The sequence below is a fragment of the Gordonia sp. PvP123 genome, from assembly GCF_040547295.1.
Taxonomy (GTDB): domain Bacteria; phylum Actinomycetota; class Actinomycetes; order Mycobacteriales; family Mycobacteriaceae; genus Gordonia; species Gordonia terrae.
Genome location: NZ_JBEPPN010000001.1, coordinates 183,524 through 202,419, shown reverse-complemented (window position 1 = coordinate 202,419; position 18,896 = coordinate 183,524). Strand labels below are relative to the sequence as shown.

Genomic DNA, 18,896 nt, shown 5'->3' with positions numbered 1-18,896 from the left:
TTGCAGGATTGTTCACTGAACTCAACGGCTAAATGAAAGAGACTGCTCGGAGCTGCGTAAACTTGCTCCCAAACAGCGCATATTCAGGTACTATCGAATGTATGTACGAGGCATCTCCGGACATAAAATCCTTCTTGGGTACCGACCATCTGCGGGCCATCGTGGATGGCTTGTCAGCGATGCCGGTCGGCCTCGACGAGTCGGAATCGGTGGGCAGGCTCACCCTTCTCGAGGAGATCAAGTCGGCCTGCACCGCGGCTCAGGTGCGTGAGACTGCGAATCTCGATGACCTACGCGCGGCTGACGAGGCCGCGCGCAACGTCCCTCAACGGCGGCGCGGGCGCGGCCTGGCTGCCGAAGTGGGTCTGGCACGGAAGGTGTCGCCTCGCAAGGGGAGTCAGTGCCTCGGGTTCGCCCGCGCCCTGGCGCACGAGATGCCGCATACTCTGGCGGCGCTCACCGCAGGAGTCCTCACCGAGTGGCGCGCGACGATCCTGGTTCGTGAGACCGCCTTCCTGATACGTGAATCGCGTGAGGAGGTCGACCGTCGCATCTGCGGTGATCCAGCGGCGCTGGTGGGTATGTCCGACCGCGAGATCGAGGCGCTCGCCAAGTCTCATGCCTATGAGTTGGAACCCGAAGCAGTGGTGGCTCGGAAGGCCAAGGCGGAAAAGGATCGTCACGTGAGCGTCCGGCCGGCACCCGACCTGATGACGCAGTTCTCGGCACTTCTGCCGATGACGGACGGCATCGCGGTGTACGCGGCGCTCAAGAAACACGCCGACTCGGTGCGCGGGTCCGATGGCCGCTCGCACGCAGAAGTCATGGCCGACACCCTGGTTGAACGCGTCACCGGTCGTTCCGTCGCCGAGCCGACGCCGGTGGCGCTGAATCTCGTCCTTTCCGAGCAGTCCTTGCTGGGGTTCGACGATTCGGCTGCGGACGTCCTCGGGTATGGACCCATCCCGGCGACCGTCGCCCGACACCTGGTCGCTGATTCGGTGACACCGGAGGGTGAGACCGCGTCGACGCTCCGCCGCCTGTATGCCCGACCGTCGAACGGGGCGCTGGTGACGATGGAATCGCGATCGCGCGGCTTTCCGACCGCACTCGCCGGATACATCCGTCTACGAGATCAACGGTGCCGCACCCCGTATTGCGGTGCGCCGGTCGCTGAGATCGACCACGCCACACCGCATCGCCGCCACGGCCCGACCAGCGCCGTCAACGCCGACGGAACCTGCGTCGTGCACAACCGCGCGAAGGAGGCCCGCGGTTGGTACTACGACGTGAAGGTCGTCGACGGCGTGCGCGTGATCGACGTGATCACACCGACCAGGGCCCGACATCGGAACGCGCCTCCACCTGCGGTCGGGCACCGGCCGAGGACACGGAGTGGCGTCGAAACGCGCCTGATCCAGATTCTCGCCGCGTCCTGAGTGTGGATAGAGGACGCGTGGCGGGGTGATGTCGTACTAGGTTGTTCGTCGTGGCGGTGTGCCATGTCGTAGATTGCTGCAAACTCGGGGGTTTGTATGGCTGAGCGGTTCGGGGTCGAGGAGCTGGGAATCATCACCGGCGTCGGCGACACACTGGCTCGATGCTCGTCGGAGACGCGAGCGTTGTGGTCGGGGAAGTCTGCGTTCGATGATGCGTCGGCCGCGATGCCGGCGTCGGCGATCGGCGCGGCGTGCGCAGGCAAAGACGGCACTGTTCGTTCGTTGTTGGGTCGCGCGGCGGCGAGGATGGACCAGGTGTCGCAGACCTGCTACCAGGCAGCCGGAGACGTTGCCGACACGGAGGAGTCACTGGCCAGCGGCTTCCGCGCGATCAGCGAGTTCTGATGTCACGACCATCGAGGTCCATTGTCAATGGGTGGGACGTGATGTCGCTGGATGCTGCGGCGAACGCGCTCGACGCCGGGGTGGATGGTCTACGGAAACAGACGCAGGCGATGGCGGACGCGCCGATGAGGGCCGGTGACTCGAAGGGGTGGGTCGGCGCCTCACAGCTCGGATGTGAAGCCCGCGCCGGCTCTGATCGGGTCGAGATCAACAAGCTCGGCGCCGACCTCACCCACGCTGCCAACGTCCTACGAAATACCTCGTCAGCGATCGGCCCGAATCGCACCACGGCGCTGCTTCGCGCGCTCGGACTGGAACGGGACAAATTCAGCGTTGCCGACGACTGGACTGTACGAGACACCCGGGACTATGCGGCCGAGCTCAAGGGCGTGGAGGCGGGGAGCGCGACCGAAAGTGCGATTCTCGCCGACCAGGCGTCGCGTTCTGAAGAAGCCAAAACGGCCACCCTCTCGCTTCAGTCACTGGCAGACCAGATGGGTGAGGACGATCGCAATGGGGCGCGAGTGCTCGCGACGGCCTTCGGGGACGCGGAGGGCAATGCGCCGTTGGCGTCGAGCTACTCACCGGGCCAGGCCAGTATCGATGTCCAAGCCATCATGAGTGGGACCGCCACGAGGGAGCAGAAGGATCGGTTCTTCAGCGCGACCAGCCTGACCCCGGAACAGCGTGCAGCGCTGGCCCGCGGAGATTCTGCGGTCATTCCCAAGGAGCAGTTCGACTACCTGAAGGCGATCTATACGCCGAACTGGGGTGGCGGTCCCGAAGGGCACCCACTGTCCCTCGGCGCCTTGGTGTCGTTCGGCGACAAGTACACCGGCGCTGAGCGAGAAACTCTGAAGCAGAGTCTCGCTGACGGTGTGTACATGCTCGGGAACCGCAACCTGCGGACCGGGCAGACCGACTCGAATGTGTTTGCCGAGATCTGGGGGACTCAAGCACCATTCGTGACCGGCGGGATGAGTCAGCTCCCGACGCCGATCCGAGACGCGCTGACCGAATCTGCTGCGAGTAAGGGGCGGCTGACGGTTCCGGACTCAGGCGCGCACTCCGGCGGCCACAGGTCGGTCACCGATCTGAAGACCTTCGACGACCTCACGTCGGTGATGGACATCTTGGAACATCGCTCGGTCGATCCGGCAGGTGGAGTGTACGGTTCGGAGTCCGTGCAGTTGGGAAGCGACGTAGACCGGGCATTGATCGCGAGAGCCAGTGAGATCGCAGGTGCAGGTGCCACTGAATATGCCTCCAATCCGGGCCTGTTGGATCACAATCTCGTCGGTAAGGGCGAAGTCGAAAGTCTCCTGGTTCACATGCTCGGGGTCGCGGGCAGTGATCACATCGCGGTACACGACGCAGTGATGTCGGCAACCGGCAATCCGTCCAGCAGCACGATGCCGACGACGTTCGATATGGACGGCACCGAGCGGTCATTCAAGGATGCCGAAGCCCTCAAGCATCTACTGACGTTCGATTGGACCGATGAGGCGGGGCGTGAGAGCGACGGCATCAACAAACTCTTCAACTGGATGCCAGGCGCGGCATATGCGCCGGACGGCAGTTCTCCGGAGGCAATACTCGAAAGCCAGCGAGCCGGCAATATTTCGACTGCGCTCACGCAGTACTTCGGCGACAACAAAGATGCGCTGATCGACATCGGAGATCGGAAACCGGCGCTGGGCGAACTCAACCCCGAGCTCACTCGCACGCTGGCCTCCGCGATCGGCTCGCACACTGCAGTTCTGGCAGGCGCCGATCCACAGCTCTTTCACACGCATGGAGTGTCGGAAGTCGACGCGAGCGACTTGAAGTCGACCTTCGAAATACTGAACTCGGATGCAGCCGCAGGAAGGATTGTCAACTCCTTGACCGCCCTGCAGATCGATGTGATGCAACAGGAGTTCGGCAAGAACCCGCACGACTACGGGCTCGGAGAGGTCACCGGACGCCTCGAAGGAGCCATGATCGGCGGACTGGATGCACACATCGAGGAAACGAAGATCGACGGCAGACACCTGGCCGCCCACGACGCGGCGGTCGCCGGCGCCATGTTCGACAGCGCGAAGGCGCTTCTCACCGCGGTTCCAGGTCTTGATCCGGCTGTCAAGCTGCTCATCGACACCGCGGCGCCACAGGTGAAGTTGGATCTGTCCGGACTACCGACCGATCCGGACACGATCAAGCCCGATCCAGAACTCCAGCAGCTACGTAAAGACATGTTCGACGACGAGATTGATCCCAACGCCAAATACCTTCAAATTCTCCGCGGGTATTTCGAAAGCCACCCGGAGCTCGCGGATGATCCTGAGTTTCAGATTCTGTACTCGCCGGAGAGCAACCCAGACTTTGGCGAGATGAAGCGCTCCGGCGTGATGGCCGACGGCACCGACGAAAGTCGAGCTGCAACCTTCATCCAGCAGAAGCTGCAATCAGACATCAACTCATTCGCGCTTCGGCACAACGAGAACTTAGAAGATGCTTACAAGCGGTAGGGGCGACGAGGGGCGTTCGCCGAGACTTCGTCTGGTCTGTGTGTCGGCTTTCCTTCTTACGGCATTGTTCGTCGCCGGCTGTGGTGCGACACCGTCACCAGTCGAGCAGCCGGCGAGTAGTTCTCCGGCGGAGCCGCCTGGGAAGCGACTACCGCCAGATTTGAATATGTCCTTCCGCTGGAGTCCGACAGATGTCCTTGACCTCGCGAGTTCGGAGGGGACGTTTGTCCGCGCGTACACGGAGTCGTTCGAACTTGCGTTTGAGGGGCAATCGATGGAGTGGGGATATCCCGGATTCGCAGCGGCATCGCCACCAGGCACCGACGAGCAAATCCGTTTGGTGGCGAGCAACAGTCAGACAAGTCGAGTGGTGAATACGCTCTTTTTGTTTCCCCTTCGGCGCGAAGACGCGGCTGACCGAAGTCGATTGATAATTTGCCGCAGCGAGCTGCTGTCGATCGAGCAACGATCGGACGGTGGCGGTGTCGAGTGGCGCAACGTTCGATTTCCATGGGGTCCTCCGATAACGATCGAATTCGTGCGCACGGGACAGAGGTTGCCACCCGCTGATCGACGAGGTTCTCAGACCACGCCCCTCACGTCGATGTTCGGCAGCTGGAAGGCGTCGTACTTCAACCGATTGGGAGTCGGCCCCGAGAATCGAGCTGATGTCGTCGCCTGCAACGCTTTGCCGCCGAACCCCGACCTTCCGAGAGTCGGGGTCGAGACGGGACCCGAGCCGTGGCCGGTGCTGCCACCCACACCCGGCTGGCCTGCCAACGGCCTCTGAGACCCCGGAGCGCTTTCGTCCGTACGAACCCCGCGCCCTACACTTGTCGACCATGTGCACCGCTGGTACCGCGCCCATGATCGCCCCGTCCATCCTCTCCGCGGACTTCGCGAACCTCGCGGCCGAGGCCGCTGCCGTGGCGCGGCCGGGCGAGACCCGCGCCGATTGGTTGCACGTCGATGTCATGGACGCGCACTTCGTGCCGAACCTGACCCTGGGACTCCCCATCGTCGAGAGCCTGCTGAAGGCCACCGACATCCCGCTCGACTGCCATCTGATGATCGAGAACCCGGAGCGCTGGGCGCCGCCGTATGCCGAGGCCGGCGCGCACAACGTCACCTTCCACGCCGAGGCCACCGAGAACCCGATCGGCGTCGCCCGTGACATCCGCGCGGCGGGGGCGAAGGCGGGGCTCTCGATCAAGCCGGGAACCGCGCTGGAACCGTACCTGGAGATCCTGCGCGACTTCGACACCCTGCTGATCATGAGCGTCGAACCGGGCTTCGGTGGTCAGAAGTTCATTCCTGAGGTCCTCGAGAAGGCCCGCGCCATCCGGAAATTCATCGACTCCGAGGATCTGCGACTGCTCGTCGAGATCGACGGTGGCATCAACGCGGACACGATCGAAGAGGCCGCCGAGGCCGGCATCGACTGCTTCGTCGCCGGATCGGCCGTCTACGGTGCGGACGACCCCGGACAGGCCGTCGCCGCGCTCCGCGAATCGGCCGCCACCGCTCGGGCTCAGAGCCAGGGCTGACCCGATGGACATCGCCGCCGCCATGGAACGCGCGATCAGCGCGTCCCGGGAGGCGATGGGGATCAGCTCACCGAATCCGCCCGTCGGCGCGATCATCCTCGACGCCGACGGCTCTGTCGTCGGCGTCGGGTCGACCCAACCACCCGGCGGACCGCACGCCGAGGTGATGGCACTACGAGCCGCGGGCGACGCCGCGCGCGGTGGCACCGCGATCGTCACCCTCGAACCGTGCAACCACACCGGTCGGACCGGCCCGTGCGCGCAGGCCCTCGTCGAGGCGGGCATCGCCGAGGTCCACTACGCGGTGAGCGACCCCAACCCGGTCGCCGCCGGCGGCGCCGACACACTGCGGGCCGCCGGGGTGCGCGTCACCGGGGGAGTCGGCACCGCCGACGTCGAGAACGGTCCGCTCCGCCCCTGGCTCACCCGGCAGCGTCTCGGCCGCCCGCACGTCACCGCGAAGATCGCCGCCGGAATCGACGGCCGGATCGCCGCGCCCGACGGCACCAGCCAGTGGATCACCGGTCCGGCGGCCCGCGATCACGCGCACGCACAGCGCGCCCGGATCGACGCCATCGTCATCGGTACCGGCACCGCGCTGGCCGACAACCCCACGCTCACCGCGCGCACGGCCGACGGCATGCTGTATCCGCACCAGCCGGCGCGGGTCGTTCTCGGCCATCGCGACCTCCCGGCCGACGCCCGTCTCCGCGAGCCCGCCGGCGGCCCGCTGATCCAGGTCGACTCCCACGATCCCGCCGACGTCCTCACAGCACTGCCCGACGCGTTGTGGGTGCTGGTCGAGGGCGGGCCACACATCCTGGGGGCGTTCTTCGCGGCCGGACTCGTCGACGAGGTACACACCTACGTCGCCCCGCTGGTGCTGGGCGCCGGTCGCAGCTCGGTCGAGATCCCGGGGGTGACCACCCTCGCCGACGGCCTGCGCTTCCGAACGAGCTCGGTGACCCGGCTCGGCGAGGACGTCCTCGTCACCCTGGCGCGACCGTCGACAACCTCGCGCGACAACTGAGCGACGCGACATGTCGGCGACGCTTTTCACTCACCGGAATCGCAATGCGACTGACATCGCGGACCGTGCTAGCGTCGATGTCACCAGTTCTCGGGGCGGGGTGAGATTCCCCACCGGCGGTGATGAGGGTGCGGTGGATCCGCATCGTCCAGCCCGCGAGCGCCTGCCACCAGGCAGGGACAGCAGATTCGGTGCGAATCCGAAGCCGACGGTCACAGTCCGGATGCGAGAGAACAGGCGACACGAGGCCGCCCTGTCTGCTCCGAGCGAGCAGGAGGAGTGCGTGTTCACCGGAATCGTGGAAGAACTCGGCGTCATCGCCGACCGCGAGGATCTCTCCGACGCCGCCCGATTCACCGTGCGCGGCCCAGTGGTCACCGCCGACGCCGGTCATGGCGACTCGATCGCCGTCAACGGCGTGTGTCTGACCGTCGTCGACCTCCGTCCCGGTGAGTTCACCGTCGACGTGATGGGCGAGACGCTGCGCCGCAGTTCGCTGTCCGACCTCGCCGCCGGAAGCACCGTCAACCTCGAGCGCGCCATGCCCGCGAACGGTCGTTTCGGCGGCCACATCGTGCAGGGACACGTCGACGGCACGGGAACGATAGCTGCGGTCAGCCCGTCGGAGAACTGGACGGTCGTGCGGATCGCCGTTCCCGCGACGCTCACGCGCTACCTCGTCGAGAAGGGATCGATCACCGTCGACGGTGTCTCCCTCACCGTGTCGGCGGTCGGCGGATCGGGCGACGACTCCTGGTTCGAGATCTCCCTGATCCCGACGACCCTCAACGAGACCAATCTCGGCGCCGCCCGGCCCGGCACTGTGGTCAATCTCGAGGTCGACGTCATCGCCAAATACGTCGAGCGCCTTCATCTGGGTTCGGACACGACTGGTACTCCTGATGTTGCGGGGACGAAATGAGCACAACGAGTGAGGTTCTGATGAGCGAGTCGCCAAATGACGGTGATGACGTGACCGCAGCCGGGCAGACCGGCGTCGCGTTCGACACGATCGAACGCGCCATCGCCGACATCGCGGCGGGCAAGGCCGTCGTCGTCGTCGACGACGAGGACCGCGAGAACGAGGGCGATCTGATCTTCGCGGCCGAGAAGGCGACCCCCGAGCTGGTGGCCTTCATGGTGCGCTACACCTCCGGCTACCTGTGCGTCCCGCTCGACGGCGACGCCTGCGACCGACTCGGTCTGCCGCCGATGTACTCGATGAACCAGGACAAGCACGGCACGGCCTACACCGTGACCGTCGACGCCCGCGAGGGCATCGGGACCGGCATCAGTGCCGCCGACCGTGCCACGACGATGCGCCTGCTGGCCGATCCCGACGCCGCCGCGGCCGACTTCACCCGCCCCGGCCACGTGGTCCCGTTGCGGGCGAAGGAAGGCGGCGTGCTGCGCCGTCCCGGGCACACCGAGGCAGCGGTCGACCTCGCCCGCCTCGCCGATCTGGCGCCGGCCGGGGTGATCTGCGAGATCGTCAGCCAGAAGGACGTCGGCTCGATGGCGCAGACCGACGAGCTGCGTGTGTTCGCCGACGAACACGACCTGGCGCTGATCTCGATCGCCGACCTCATCGCCTGGCGTCGTCGTCACGAAAAGCATGTGGTGCGTGTCGCCGACGCCCGGATCCCCACGCGCCACGGCGATTTCCGCGCGGTCGGGTACTCCAGCGTCTACGACGACGTCGAACATGTCGCGCTCGTGAAGGGCGACATCGGCGGCGGTGACGCCGACGGACACGACGTGCTGGTGCGCGTGCACTCGGAGTGCCTGACGGGTGACGTCTTCGGTTCGCTCCGCTGCGACTGCGGTCCGCAACTCGATGCGGCGATGGAGATGGTGGCCGCCGAGGGCCGGGGCATCATCCTGTACATGCGGGGCCACGAGGGCCGCGGCATCGGCCTGCTGCACAAGCTGCAGGCCTACCAGCTGCAGGACGCCGGCTCCGACACCGTCGACGCCAACCTCGAACTCGGTCTGCCCGCGGATTCGCGCGACTACGGACTCGGTGCCCAGATCCTGGTCGACCTCGGGGTGCGGTCCATGCGACTGCTGACCAACAACCCGGCGAAGCGCGTCGGGCTCGACGGATACGGCCTGCACATCGTCGACCGCGTCCCGATGCCGGTGCGCGCCAACGCCGAGAACCTGCGCTACCTACGCACCAAGCGGGATCGGATGGGCCACGACCTCGTCGGCCTCGACGATCACGCACAGCCCACCGACGGCGCATCCGAAGGAGCACCTGCATGAGCGGCCACGGAGAGCCGACCCTCGAACTCGCCGACGCCGGGGCCCTGCGTCTCGCCATCGTCTCGTCGCAGTGGCACGAGACCGTCTGTGGCGCACTGCTCGACGGGGCCATCCGGGCCGCGCGCGACAACGGCGTGACCGAACCGACGATCGTGCAGGTCGCGGGCGCCATCGAACTGCCCGTGATCGTGCAGGCGCTGGCCCGCACCCACGACGCGGTGGTCGCCCTCGGTGTCGTGATCAAGGGCGAGACACCGCATTTCGACTACGTGTGTGACGCCGTCACCGCTGGTCTCACGCGGGTGTCGCTCGACGAGTCGACACCGGTCGGCAACGGCGTGCTCACGGTGCTCACCGAGGACCAGGCGATCGCACGTGCCGGCCTCCCGGGCTCGACGGAGGACAAGGGCGCCCAGGCAACCGTCGCCGCGCTGGCGTCGGCGCTGACCCTGCGCGCACTGCAGCGCGGCGAGACCCTCCCGGCGGCCGTCGGAGGAGCATCGGCGTGAGTCCTGCGGACACCCCGCCGACCGGCTCCGACGCGGCCGGGTGGGACCTGGTCTACCGGCCCCGCAACCTGCCCCGGTGGGCCATCGCGGCGGCCGTGGTGGTGCTCGCGATCCACATCACGTTCGGTCTGCTGCTGACGATCGACGACGTCGGCGTCCGCAACCTCGGCGGTTCCGACCAGGTCGCGATCATCCTCATCGGGGTGCTGGTCTCGGCGGCCATCCTGCTGTTCACCCGGCCGCGGCTGCGCGTCGGCGCCGCCGGTGTCGAGGTCCGCAATCTCGCGACGGTCCGACTCTTCGAGTGGGATCGTGTTCTCGGTCTCACGTACCCGGAGAAGGGTTTCGGAGCGTGGCTGTTGTTCCCCGCCGACGAACACATCACCGTCCTGGCTGTTCAGGCCGGTGACGGTCAGCGCGCCATCGACGCGATGGGCCGGTTCCGCGAGCTGGAGGAGCGCTACCGCGGGACTGTCCGGCCCGGCCACTAGCCTGGAACACGTGGCCGACCCGACTACCTACCGCCCCGCGCCGGGGTCCATCCCGACCGATCCCGGGGTGTACAAGTTCCGCGACGAGCATCGTCGCGTCATCTACGTGGGCAAGGCCAAGAACCTCCGGTCGAGGTTGACGTCGTACTTCGCCGACATCACCTCGCTGCACCCCCGCACCCGCCAGATGGTGACGACGGCCGCGTCGGTCGAGTGGACCGTCGTCGGCACCGAGGTGGAGGCGCTCCAGCTCGAATACAACTGGATCAAGGAATTCGATCCGCGCTTCAACGTTCGGTATCGCGACGACAAGAGCTATCCGATGCTCGCGGTCACGCTGAACGAGGAGTACCCGCGCCTGTTCGTGTACCGGGGGCCGCGTCGGCGCGGCGTGCGGTACTTCGGCCCGTACGCCCACGCCTGGGCGATCCGCGAGACGGTCGACCTGCTGACCCGGGTGTTCCCGGCCCGCACCTGTTCGGCCGGGGTGTTCAAACGGCACCGGCAGATCGACCGGCCGTGCCTGCTCGGCTACATCGACAAGTGTTCGGCTCCCTGTGTGGGACGGGTGGACGCCGAGGAACATCGCGAGATCGTCGAGGACTTCTGCGACTTCCTCGCCGGCCGCACCGACCTGATGATCCGCAGGATGGAACGAGACATGTCCGCCGCGGCCGAGGACCTCGACTTCGAGCGTGCCGCCCGGCTGCGTGACGACATCGGTGCGATGCGACGCGCGATGGAGAAGCAGGCCGTCGTGCTCGGCGACGGCACCACCGCCGACGTCATCGCGCTCGCCGGCGACCAGCTCGAGGTGTCGGTCCAGGTCTTCCACGTCCGGGACGGACGGGTGCGCGGTCAGCGCGGATGGGTCGTCGAGCGCAGCGACAACGGCACCGACGGCGATGTGGTGGGGGAGTTCGTCACCCAGTTCTACGGCGCCCAGGTCGATTTCGATGCCACGGTCGACGTCGGTACCGACCGTGCACACGGCGAGTCGATCCCGCGCGAGGTGCTGGTCCCGGAGTTGCCGTCCGACGCCGGGGAACTCGAGGAGTGGCTGTCCGGTCTCCGGGGCAGCCGGGTGCGGCTGCGGGTGCCGCAGCGCGGCGACAAGAAGGCGCTGTTCGAGACCGTCGCCCGGAACGCGGGCGAAGCCCTTGCGCAGCACAAGCTCCGGCGCGCGGGCGACCTCACGACCCGCTCGGCGGCCCTCACCGAGCTACAGGAGTCCCTGTTGCTCGACCAGGCGCCGCTGCGCATCGAGTGTGTCGACATCTCGCACGTCCAGGGCACCGACGTGGTCGCCTCGCTCGTGGTCTTCGAAGACGGTCTGCCGCGCAAGTCCGACTATCGGCACTACTCGATCCGGCATGCGGCCGGCGAGGGGCACTCCGACGACGTCGCGTCCATCGCCGAGGTCACGCGACGCCGGTTCCTCCGGCACCGCGCCGACTCCGACGCGCCGCCTCCGGTGTCCGGGGAGATCAGCGCCGCCGCCGACACGCCGGCCCAGCCCCGGAAGTTCGCCTACCCGCCGAACCTCTTCGTCGTCGACGGTGGCGCGCCCCAGGTGCACGCCGCGGCGGCGGTGCTCGACGAGCTCGGCATCACCGATGTCTCGGTGATCGGACTCGCCAAACGCCTCGAGGAGGTGTGGGTGCCCGGCGACGACGACCCGATGATCCTGCCGCGCAACAGCCAGGCCCTGTTCCTGCTGCAGCGCGTGCGCGACGAGGCGCATCGCTTCGCCATCACGTTCCACCGCAGCAAGCGCAGCAAGCGGATGACCGAGTCGGTGCTCGACGGCGTCCCCGGTCTGGGCCGGACCCGCCGCACCGCGCTCGTGACCCACTTCGGGTCGGTGGCGCGGCTCCGTGAGGCATCCTTGGACGAGATATCCCAGGTGCCCGGAATCGGTCTCACCACGGCGCGTGCGGTCAAGACCGCGCTCTCCGACGAGACCCCGGCGCCCGAACAGACCCCGACCCCGGCCCCGGCGGGAGCCGAGAAGGAGATGACGGTGGCGACCGGTGACGCGGGACGTGGTGGCGATGAGTGACCACACCGAAGGGGAGAGCACGGTGACCGCGACGCAGACCGGAACCGATTTCACGGTGCTGTTCGTGACGGGGATGTCCGGTGCGGGGCGGTCCACCGCGGCGAACGTGCTGGAGGACGACGGCTGGTACGTCGCCGACAACGTGCCCCCGTCACTGATCTCGACGATGGTCGGGATGGTCCGGGCGGACGATCCCGCCATCACCCGGCTCGCCATGGTGCTCCGCGCCTCCGACGACAACCTCGCCCACCAGCTCGAACAACTGCGGGACAGCCTGGGGCAGTCCGGGATTCGCACCCGGCTGCTGTACCTCGACGCCAGTGACCAGGTGCTGGTCCGGCGCTTCGAACAGGTACGCCGGCGGCACCCGTTGCAGGGCAAGGAGACCCTCGTCGAAGGGATCGCCCGCGAGCGCGCGATCCTGGCCCCGATCAAGAACGTCGCCGACCTGGTCGTGGAGACCTCCGCGCTGACCGCGGCCAAACTCCGCGCGATCGTCGAGGGCGTCGCGCCCGGTGACACCGAACCCCGGCTCTCGATCGCGGTGCAGTCGTTCGGCTTCAAGTACGGGCTGCCCATCGATTCCGATCTCGTCGCCGACGTCCGGTTCCTGCCCAACCCGCACTGGATCGACGAGTTGCGCGATCACAACGGCCGGGAGGCGCCGGTCCGCGACTACGTCCTCGGTCAGCCGGACGCGGACGGATTCCTCGACCTCTACACCGGTCTGGTGTCGATCGTCGGACGGGGTTATCTCCGGGAAGGCAAGCGCTATATGACGATCAGCGTCGGGTGCACCGGCGGGAAACACCGCAGTGTGGCCATCGCCGAGGAACTGTCGGCTCGCCTGCGCCGCGCCGTCGACGACGCCGGGACCGCGTCCTACGACGTCCGGGTGATGCACCGCGACCTGGGGCGCGAATGAGTGCCCGGGAGCCCCGCATCGTCGCCCTCGGCGGCGGACACGGCCTCTATGCCACGCTGACCGCGATGCGCTACCTCAGCGCCGACATCACCGCGGTGGTCACCGTCGCCGACGACGGCGGATCGTCCGGGCGGCTGCGTGCCGAGCTCGGACTCATCCCGCCCGGCGACCTGCGAATGGCGCTCGCCGCGTTGATGAGTACCCCCACGGGGCTCGAGGACTCGCCGACCGCCGATCCGCTCGCCCGCCGTCGACAGGAGCTGTGGGCCGAGGTCCTGCAGCACCGATTCGGCGGCCGCGGGGCACTGGCCGGACATCCCATCGGCAACCTCCTCCTCGCCGGGCTCACCGAGGTCCTCGGCGACACGGTCGGGGCGCTCGCCGAGTTGCGGGCCATCTTCGGCATCACGGGGCACGTGCTGCCGATGTCGACCGTGCCGCTCGACATCGAGGCCGACGTCTCCGGACTCGAGGCGGACCCGCGGATCAGTCGCGAGATCCGCGGCCAGGTGGCCGTGGCCACCACACCCGGCAAGGTTCGCCGGGTCCGGTTGCTGCCGAACGATCCGCCGGCCTGCGAATCAGCCCTCGCGGCAATCGAATCGGCCGATCTCGTGATGCTGGGGCCGGGTTCCTGGTTCTCCAGTGTGATCCCGCACGTGCTGGTGCCCGAGCAGCTGAAGGCACTGCAGCGCAGCCACGCTCGCAAGGTGCTGGTGGTCAATCTGGCACCCGAGCCGGGGGAGACGCCGGGGTTCTCGGTCGAGCGGCACCTCCATGTGCTGCACGCGCACGCGAACACGTTCCGGGTCGACCACGTCCTCGTGGACGCGTCGTCGGTCCCCGCCGGGCGGGAACGTGACCACCTGGTGCGGGCGGCCGGATTGTTCGGCGCCGAGCTGAATGTCGGGGACGTCGCGGTGCCCGGCCGACAGGTCCATGACCCGGCGAAAGTCGCCGCCGTGGTGAACGAACTGTGCGAAGGTGAACTGACCCGTTACTCTGGCCGAGCGGACGCCTGACCCAGGCGAAGTCTCCGCGATTCTTCGAGGGACGTGTGGTCTGTTGACAGGAGGACAGGTACCGGTGGCGATGACGGCGGCGGTGAAGGACGAACTCAGTCGCCTGTCGGTGACTCAGGTGAGTTGCCGGAGAGCCGAGGTGTCGGCGTTGCTTCGATTCGCCGGTGGCCTGCACATCGTCGCGGGCCGCGTGGTGGTGGAGGCCGAGGTCGACATGGGCAACGTGGCCCGCCGGCTGCGACGCGAGATCCACGACCTGTACGGCTACGCCTCCGACGTCCACGTCCTGCGGGGCGGCGGACTGCGCAAGTCGGCGCGCTACATCGTGCGGATCACCAAGGACGGCGAAGGCCTGGCCCGGCAGACCGGACTCCTCGACCTGCGTGGCCGGCCGGTGCGCGGCCTGCCCGCACAGGTCGTCGGCGGCAGTGTCGCCGACGCCGAGGCCGCTTGGCGCGGAGCGTTTCTCGCCCACGGCTCGCTCACCGAACCGGGCCGGTCGTCGGCCCTGGAGGTCAGTTGCCCCGGACCGGAGGCGGCGCTCGCCCTGGTCGGCGCGGCGCGGCGACTCGGTGTCACGGCCAAGGCGCGTGAGGTCCGCGGCGCCGATCGGGTCGTCATCCGCGACGGCGAGGCCATCGGGGCGCTGCTCACCCGCATGGGCGCCCACGACACGAGGCTCGTCTGGGAGGAACGCCGGATGCGGCGGGAGGTCCGCGCGACCGCCAACCGCCTGGCCAACTTCGACGACGCCAACCTGCGTCGCTCGGCGCGTGCGGCGGTCGCGGCCGCGGCCCGCGTGGAACGCGCGCTGGTCATCCTCGGCGACGAGGTGCCCGACCATCTCATCGCCGCCGGGCAGCTCCGCATCACGCACCGGCAGGCGTCACTGGAAGAGCTCGGCCAGCTCGCCGACCCGCCGATGACCAAGGACGCCGTCGCCGGTCGAATCCGGCGGCTGCTGTCGATGGCCGACAAGAAGGCGCGCCAGGACGGCATCCCCGACACCGAATCCGCGGTCACCTCCGAGCTGCTCGACGAGGCCTGAGTCACGCGCCGGAGGACCACCGGTGTGCCCGACCCGGACCTGCGGTGTGCCGAGCACAGGGTCGCCTACTAGGCTGGTGGCGACGTGCGCGGAGGCGTGACCACTCAGGTGTGCTTTCGCTGACCGCTCACGCGCGGCCAGACAGGGCTTGACCACCAGGCCCGACCATGAATACCGCTAAGGAGCACAACTGTGACTGTTCGGGTAGGCGTCAACGGATTCGGCCGGATCGGCCGCAACTTCTTCCGCGCCGTCGAAGCGCAAAAGGCTTTGGGCACCACCGACATCGAGATCGTCGCGGTCAACGACCTGACCGACAACGCGACCCTCGCACACCTGCTGAAGTTCGACTCCATCCTCGGTCGCCTCGCCGATGACGTCACCCTCGAGGGCGACGACACCATCGTCGTCGGTGAGCAGAAGATCAAGGCCCTGGAGGTCAAGGAAGGCCCGGCCGCGATCCCGTGGGGCGACCTGGGCGTCGACGTCGTCGTCGAGTCGACCGGCATCTTCACCGCTCGCGCCAAGGCGCAGGGGCACCTCGACGCCGGCGCCAAGAAGGTCATCATCTCCGCTCCGGCGTCGGATGAGGACATCACGATCGTCATGGGCGTCAACGACGACAAGTACGACGGCAGCCAGAACATCATCTCCAACGCGTCGTGCACCACCAACTGCCTCGGCCCGCTGGCGAAGGTCCTCAACGACGAGTTCGGCATCGTCAAGGGCCTGATGACCACCATCCACGCCTACACCCAGGACCAGAACCTGCAGGACGGCCCGCACAAGGACCTGCGTCGCGCCCGCGCCGCGGCCATCAACATCGTGCCGACCTCGACCGGTGCCGCCAAGGCCATCGGCCTGGTGCTCCCGGAGCTGAAGGGCAAGCTCGACGGCTACGCCTTGCGCGTCCCGATCCCCACCGGTTCGGTCACCGACCTCACCGCGCAGCTGTCGAAGACCGCCACAGCCGACGAGATCAACGCGGCGCTCAAGGCGGCTGCCGACGGTCCGCTCAAGGGCATCCTCAAGTACTATGACGCGCCGATCGTCTCGTCCGACATCGTCACCGACCCGCACAGCTCGCTGTTCGACGCCGGCCTGACCAAGGTGATCGACGACCAGGCCAAGGTCGTGTCCTGGTACGACAACGAGTGGGGCTACTCCAACCGCCTCGTCGACCTCATCGGTCTCGTCGGCAAGTCGCTCTGACCCGCCCCCAACGACCTTAGGAGTCAACGCCTCATGGGTGTTCCCACTCTGAAAGACCTTCTGGACGAAGGTGTTTCGGGCAGGGGTGTGCTGGTCCGGTCGGATTTCAACGTCCCGCTCGACGGGTCGACGATCACCGATCCGGGTCGCATCCTCGCGTCCCTGCCGACGCTCAACGCACTCATCGACGCCGGTGCCAAGGTGATCATCACCGCGCACCTGGGTCGTCCGAAGGGTGAGCCGGATCCGGCGTTCTCGCTGGCGCCGGTCGCCGCCCGTCTCGGCGAGGAACTCGGCCGCAACGTGCAGCTGGCCGGTGATGTCGTCGGAACCGACGCGCTCGCCCGTGCGGAGGGTCTCACCGACGGTGACGTCCTGCTCCTGGAGAACATCCGCTTCGATCCGCGGGAGACCTCCAAGGACGACGCCGAACGCGAGAAGCTCGCCAAGGCGCTCGTCGAGCTTGTCGGCGACGACGGCGCGTTCGTCTCCGACGGTTTCGGGGTGGTGCACCGCAAGCAGGCGTCGGTCTACGACGTCGCCAAGCTGCTCCCGCACTACGCGGGGGAGCTGGTGGCCGCGGAGGTCGACGTCCTGTCGAAGCTCACCGACGAGGTGACCCGTCCCTACGCGGTCGTCCTCGGCGGGTCGAAGGTCTCGGACAAGCTCGGGGTCATCGAGGCCTTGGCTCCCAAGGTGGACACGCTGGTCATCGGCGGCGGCATGGCGTTTACATTACTTGCCGCACAAGGCCATTCGGTCGGTACGTCGCTCCTGCAGGAAGATCAGATCGATGTCTGCAAGAGCCTGCTGGAGCGGTTCGGCGACGTGATCCACCTGCCCGTCGACGTCGTGGTGGCCGACAAGTTCGCCGCTGACGCCGAGTCGGACACGGTGGCCTCCGACTCCATTCCCGACGGCTGGATGGGTCTGGACATCGGACCGGAGTCGGTGAAGCGATTCGCCGCGGTCCTCTCGGGTGCCAAGACCATCTTCTGGAACGGCCCCTCGGGCGTGTTCGAGTTCGAGAAGTTCTCGGCCGGTACCCGTGGTGTCGCCGAGGCCATCGCGGGCGCGACCGGAAACGGCGCGTTCACCGTGGTCGGCGGCGGCGACTCGGCGGCCGCGGTGCGCACCCTGGGTCTGCCCGACTCCGATTTCTCGCACATCTCCACCGGAGGTGGCGCATCGCTGGAGTACCTCGAGGGCAAGGAACTCCCCGGACTGAAGGTTCTGGAGAGCTGAACCATGGCAACTCGTAAACCGCTCATCGCGGGCAACTGGAAGATGAACCTCAACCACCTCGAGGCCATCGCGCTGGTTCAGAAGATCGCCTTCGCCCTTCCGGCGAAGTACTTCGACAAGGTCGACGTCACGGTGATCCCGCCGTTCACCGACATCCGCAGCGTGCAGACCGTCGTCGACGGTGACAAGCTCCTGCTCACCTACGGAGCGCAGGACCTGTCACAGCACGACTCGGGCGCCTACACCGGCGAGATCAGCGGAGCGTTCCTCGCCAAGCTGGGCTGCACGTTCGTGGTCGTCGGACACTCGGAGCGTCGCACGCTGCACGGCGAGACCGACGAGATCGTGCTCGCCAAGACCAAGGCGGCCCTCAAGCACGACCTCACCCCGATCGTCTGTATCGGAGAGGGACTCGACGTCCGTGAGGCCGGGGAGCACGTGGCCTACAACGTGGCGCAGCTCAAGGGCTCGCTCGCCGGTCTGTCCGCGGCCGAGATCGCCAAGACCGTCATCGCCTACGAGCCGGTCTGGGCGATCGGCACCGGCCGCGTGGCCGGCGCGGACGACGCCCAGGAGGTCTGCAAGGCCATTCGCGAGGCGCTGGTGGAGATCGCCGACGCCGAGACCGCGGCGTCGGTGCGCATCCTCTATGGGGGATCGGTCAACGCGAAGAACGTCGGCGACCTCGTCGGACGTCCGGACGTCGACGGCGCTCTGGTCGGCGGCGCATCGTTGAAGTCCGACGAGTTCGCGACGCTGTCGGCGATCGCCGCGGGTGGCCCCTTGCCCTGACGGGTCATACCCACGCGTACACTGTGGCAGGTTGGCCTCGAGTCGATTCACTTCGTCGATCGGGCCGGCCTGCCACAGCTGTATGTAGGGGCTTTACGGAAGGGCGTTGCGACTCGTGACTGTGCAAGGTGCACTCGACATCGGATTGATCGTGACCAGCGTGTTGCTGATCGTGCTCATCCTGCTGCACCGCGGCAAGGGTGGCGGTCTGTCGTCGCTGTTCGGCGGCGGTGTCCAGTCGAGCCTGTCGGGCTCGAGCGTCGTCGAACGCAACCTCGACCGGCTGACCATCTTCGTCGGACTCATCTGGGTGATCTTCATCGTCGGCGTGGGCGTCGACATCAAACTGTCCGGATAGCATCTCGGGATGCCGCGCCCGGGCTGTCCCGGG

The 18,896-nt window shown here is 67.4% G+C and carries 17 protein-coding genes and 1 riboswitch; all 17 genes read left to right on the top strand.

The features are described 5' to 3' along the window. Positions 1-179: 179 nt before the first annotated feature. The 17 genes from ABIC25_RS00885 to secG all read left to right on the top strand — a co-directional run bounded on the left by ABIC25_RS00885 (position 180) and on the right by secG (position 18,863). A complete protein-coding gene (locus ABIC25_RS00885; protein WP_354559845.1) occupies positions 180-1,439 on the top strand; it encodes a DUF222 domain-containing protein in 1,260 nt (419 codons plus the stop codon). Between the two features lie 96 nt (positions 1,440-1,535). Continuing rightward, entirely contained in the window at positions 1,536-1,844 is a 309-nt protein-coding gene (locus ABIC25_RS00880) for a hypothetical protein (RefSeq protein ID WP_064570767.1), read from the top strand. Positions 1,845-1,885: 41 nt separating this feature from the next. Then, positions 1,886-4,354 (top strand): TPR repeat domain-containing protein, encoded by a 2,469-nt coding sequence (locus ABIC25_RS00875; protein ID WP_354559843.1) that lies wholly within the window; start codon positions 1,886-1,888, stop codon positions 4,352-4,354. Positions 4,355-5,196: 842 nt separating this feature from the next. Continuing rightward, complete coding sequence (gene rpe, locus ABIC25_RS00870; RefSeq protein WP_239398599.1) at positions 5,197-5,901, top strand: ribulose-phosphate 3-epimerase; 705 nt, start codon at positions 5,197-5,199, stop codon at positions 5,899-5,901. 4 nt (positions 5,902-5,905) lie between these two features. After that, positions 5,906-6,931 (top strand): bifunctional diaminohydroxyphosphoribosylaminopyrimidine deaminase/5-amino-6-(5-phosphoribosylamino)uracil reductase RibD, encoded by a 1,026-nt coding sequence (gene ribD / locus ABIC25_RS00865; protein ID WP_354559551.1) that lies wholly within the window; start codon positions 5,906-5,908, stop codon positions 6,929-6,931. A gap of 82 nt (positions 6,932-7,013) precedes the next feature. Further along, positions 7,014-7,170: riboswitch (FMN riboswitch) on the top strand. A gap of 44 nt (positions 7,171-7,214) precedes the next feature. Further along, positions 7,215-7,853, top strand: coding sequence for a riboflavin synthase (locus ABIC25_RS00860; RefSeq protein WP_101818961.1), 639 nt, complete (start codon positions 7,215-7,217; stop codon positions 7,851-7,853). A 20-nt stretch (positions 7,854-7,873) separates the two neighbouring features. Further along, entirely contained in the window at positions 7,874-9,199 is a 1,326-nt protein-coding gene (locus ABIC25_RS00855) for a bifunctional 3,4-dihydroxy-2-butanone-4-phosphate synthase/GTP cyclohydrolase II (protein ID WP_101818826.1), read from the top strand. Next, the gene (gene ribH, locus ABIC25_RS00850; protein WP_004021970.1) at positions 9,196-9,708 is read left to right on the top strand and encodes a 6,7-dimethyl-8-ribityllumazine synthase; all 513 of its coding nucleotides are present in this window, start codon (positions 9,196-9,198) and stop codon (positions 9,706-9,708) included. The genes ABIC25_RS00855 and ribH overlap by 4 nt, the downstream gene beginning before the upstream one ends. Further along, positions 9,705-10,199 carry a PH domain-containing protein gene (locus tag ABIC25_RS00845; RefSeq protein ID WP_004021969.1) on the top strand — a complete coding sequence of 165 codons (495 nt, stop codon included), beginning with the start codon at positions 9,705-9,707 and terminating at the stop codon, positions 10,197-10,199. The genes ribH and ABIC25_RS00845 overlap by 4 nt, the downstream gene beginning before the upstream one ends. Before the next feature lie 10 nt (positions 10,200-10,209). Further along, on the top strand, positions 10,210-12,261 hold the full coding sequence (uvrC, locus tag ABIC25_RS00840; RefSeq protein WP_354559549.1) for an excinuclease ABC subunit UvrC: 2,052 nt from the start codon (positions 10,210-10,212) through the stop codon (positions 12,259-12,261). Next, entirely contained in the window at positions 12,254-13,186 is a 933-nt protein-coding gene (gene rapZ / locus ABIC25_RS00835; RefSeq protein WP_248645384.1) for an RNase adapter RapZ, read from the top strand. Before uvrC ends, rapZ begins: the two co-directional genes overlap by 8 nt. Then, entirely contained in the window at positions 13,183-14,208 is a 1,026-nt protein-coding gene (locus tag ABIC25_RS00830; RefSeq protein ID WP_101818829.1) for a gluconeogenesis factor YvcK family protein, read from the top strand. Before rapZ ends, ABIC25_RS00830 begins: the two co-directional genes overlap by 4 nt. 70 nt (positions 14,209-14,278) lie before the next feature. Beyond that, positions 14,279-15,256 carry a DNA-binding protein WhiA gene (gene whiA, locus ABIC25_RS00825; protein WP_354559842.1) on the top strand — a complete coding sequence of 326 codons (978 nt, stop codon included), beginning with the start codon at positions 14,279-14,281 and terminating at the stop codon, positions 15,254-15,256. A gap of 192 nt (positions 15,257-15,448) precedes the next feature. Continuing rightward, the gene (gap, locus tag ABIC25_RS00820) at positions 15,449-16,468 is read left to right on the top strand and encodes a type I glyceraldehyde-3-phosphate dehydrogenase (RefSeq protein ID WP_004021964.1); all 1,020 of its coding nucleotides are present in this window, start codon (positions 15,449-15,451) and stop codon (positions 16,466-16,468) included. 33 nt (positions 16,469-16,501) lie between these two features. After that, a complete protein-coding gene (locus ABIC25_RS00815) occupies positions 16,502-17,713 on the top strand; it encodes a phosphoglycerate kinase (protein ID WP_354559547.1) in 1,212 nt (403 codons plus the stop codon). A 3-nt stretch (positions 17,714-17,716) separates the two neighbouring features. Continuing rightward, complete coding sequence (gene tpiA / locus ABIC25_RS00810; protein ID WP_064570776.1) at positions 17,717-18,505, top strand: triose-phosphate isomerase; 789 nt, start codon at positions 17,717-17,719, stop codon at positions 18,503-18,505. 121 nt (positions 18,506-18,626) lie between these two features. Next, the gene (secG, locus tag ABIC25_RS00805) at positions 18,627-18,863 is read left to right on the top strand and encodes a preprotein translocase subunit SecG (RefSeq protein WP_010841002.1); all 237 of its coding nucleotides are present in this window, start codon (positions 18,627-18,629) and stop codon (positions 18,861-18,863) included. Positions 18,864-18,896: the final 33 nt, after the last annotated feature.

What these genes read in the sequence shown, in the direction of transcription:
- ABIC25_RS00885 (WP_354559845.1), top strand. Translation starts at nt 180, where the DNA reads ATGCCGGTCGGCCTCGACGAGTCGGAATCGGTGGGCAGGCTCACCCTT.
- ABIC25_RS00880 (WP_064570767.1), top strand. Translation starts at nt 1,536, where the DNA reads ATGGCTGAGCGGTTCGGGGTCGAGGAGCTGGGAATCATCACCGGCGTC.
- ABIC25_RS00875 (WP_354559843.1), top strand. Translation starts at nt 1,886, where the DNA reads ATGTCGCTGGATGCTGCGGCGAACGCGCTCGACGCCGGGGTGGATGGT.
- rpe (WP_239398599.1), top strand. Translation starts at nt 5,197, where the DNA reads ATGTGCACCGCTGGTACCGCGCCCATGATCGCCCCGTCCATCCTCTCC.
- ribD (WP_354559551.1), top strand. Translation starts at nt 5,906, where the DNA reads ATGGACATCGCCGCCGCCATGGAACGCGCGATCAGCGCGTCCCGGGAG.
- ABIC25_RS00855 (WP_101818826.1), top strand. Translation starts at nt 7,874, where the DNA reads ATGAGCGAGTCGCCAAATGACGGTGATGACGTGACCGCAGCCGGGCAG.
- ribH (WP_004021970.1), top strand. Translation starts at nt 9,196, where the DNA reads ATGAGCGGCCACGGAGAGCCGACCCTCGAACTCGCCGACGCCGGGGCC.
- rapZ (WP_248645384.1), top strand. Translation starts at nt 12,254, where the DNA reads ATGAGTGACCACACCGAAGGGGAGAGCACGGTGACCGCGACGCAGACC.
- ABIC25_RS00830 (WP_101818829.1), top strand. Translation starts at nt 13,183, where the DNA reads ATGAGTGCCCGGGAGCCCCGCATCGTCGCCCTCGGCGGCGGACACGGC.
- whiA (WP_354559842.1), top strand. Translation starts at nt 14,279, where the DNA reads ATGACGGCGGCGGTGAAGGACGAACTCAGTCGCCTGTCGGTGACTCAG.
- ABIC25_RS00815 (WP_354559547.1), top strand. Translation starts at nt 16,502, where the DNA reads ATGGGTGTTCCCACTCTGAAAGACCTTCTGGACGAAGGTGTTTCGGGC.
- tpiA (WP_064570776.1), top strand. Translation starts at nt 17,717, where the DNA reads ATGGCAACTCGTAAACCGCTCATCGCGGGCAACTGGAAGATGAACCTC.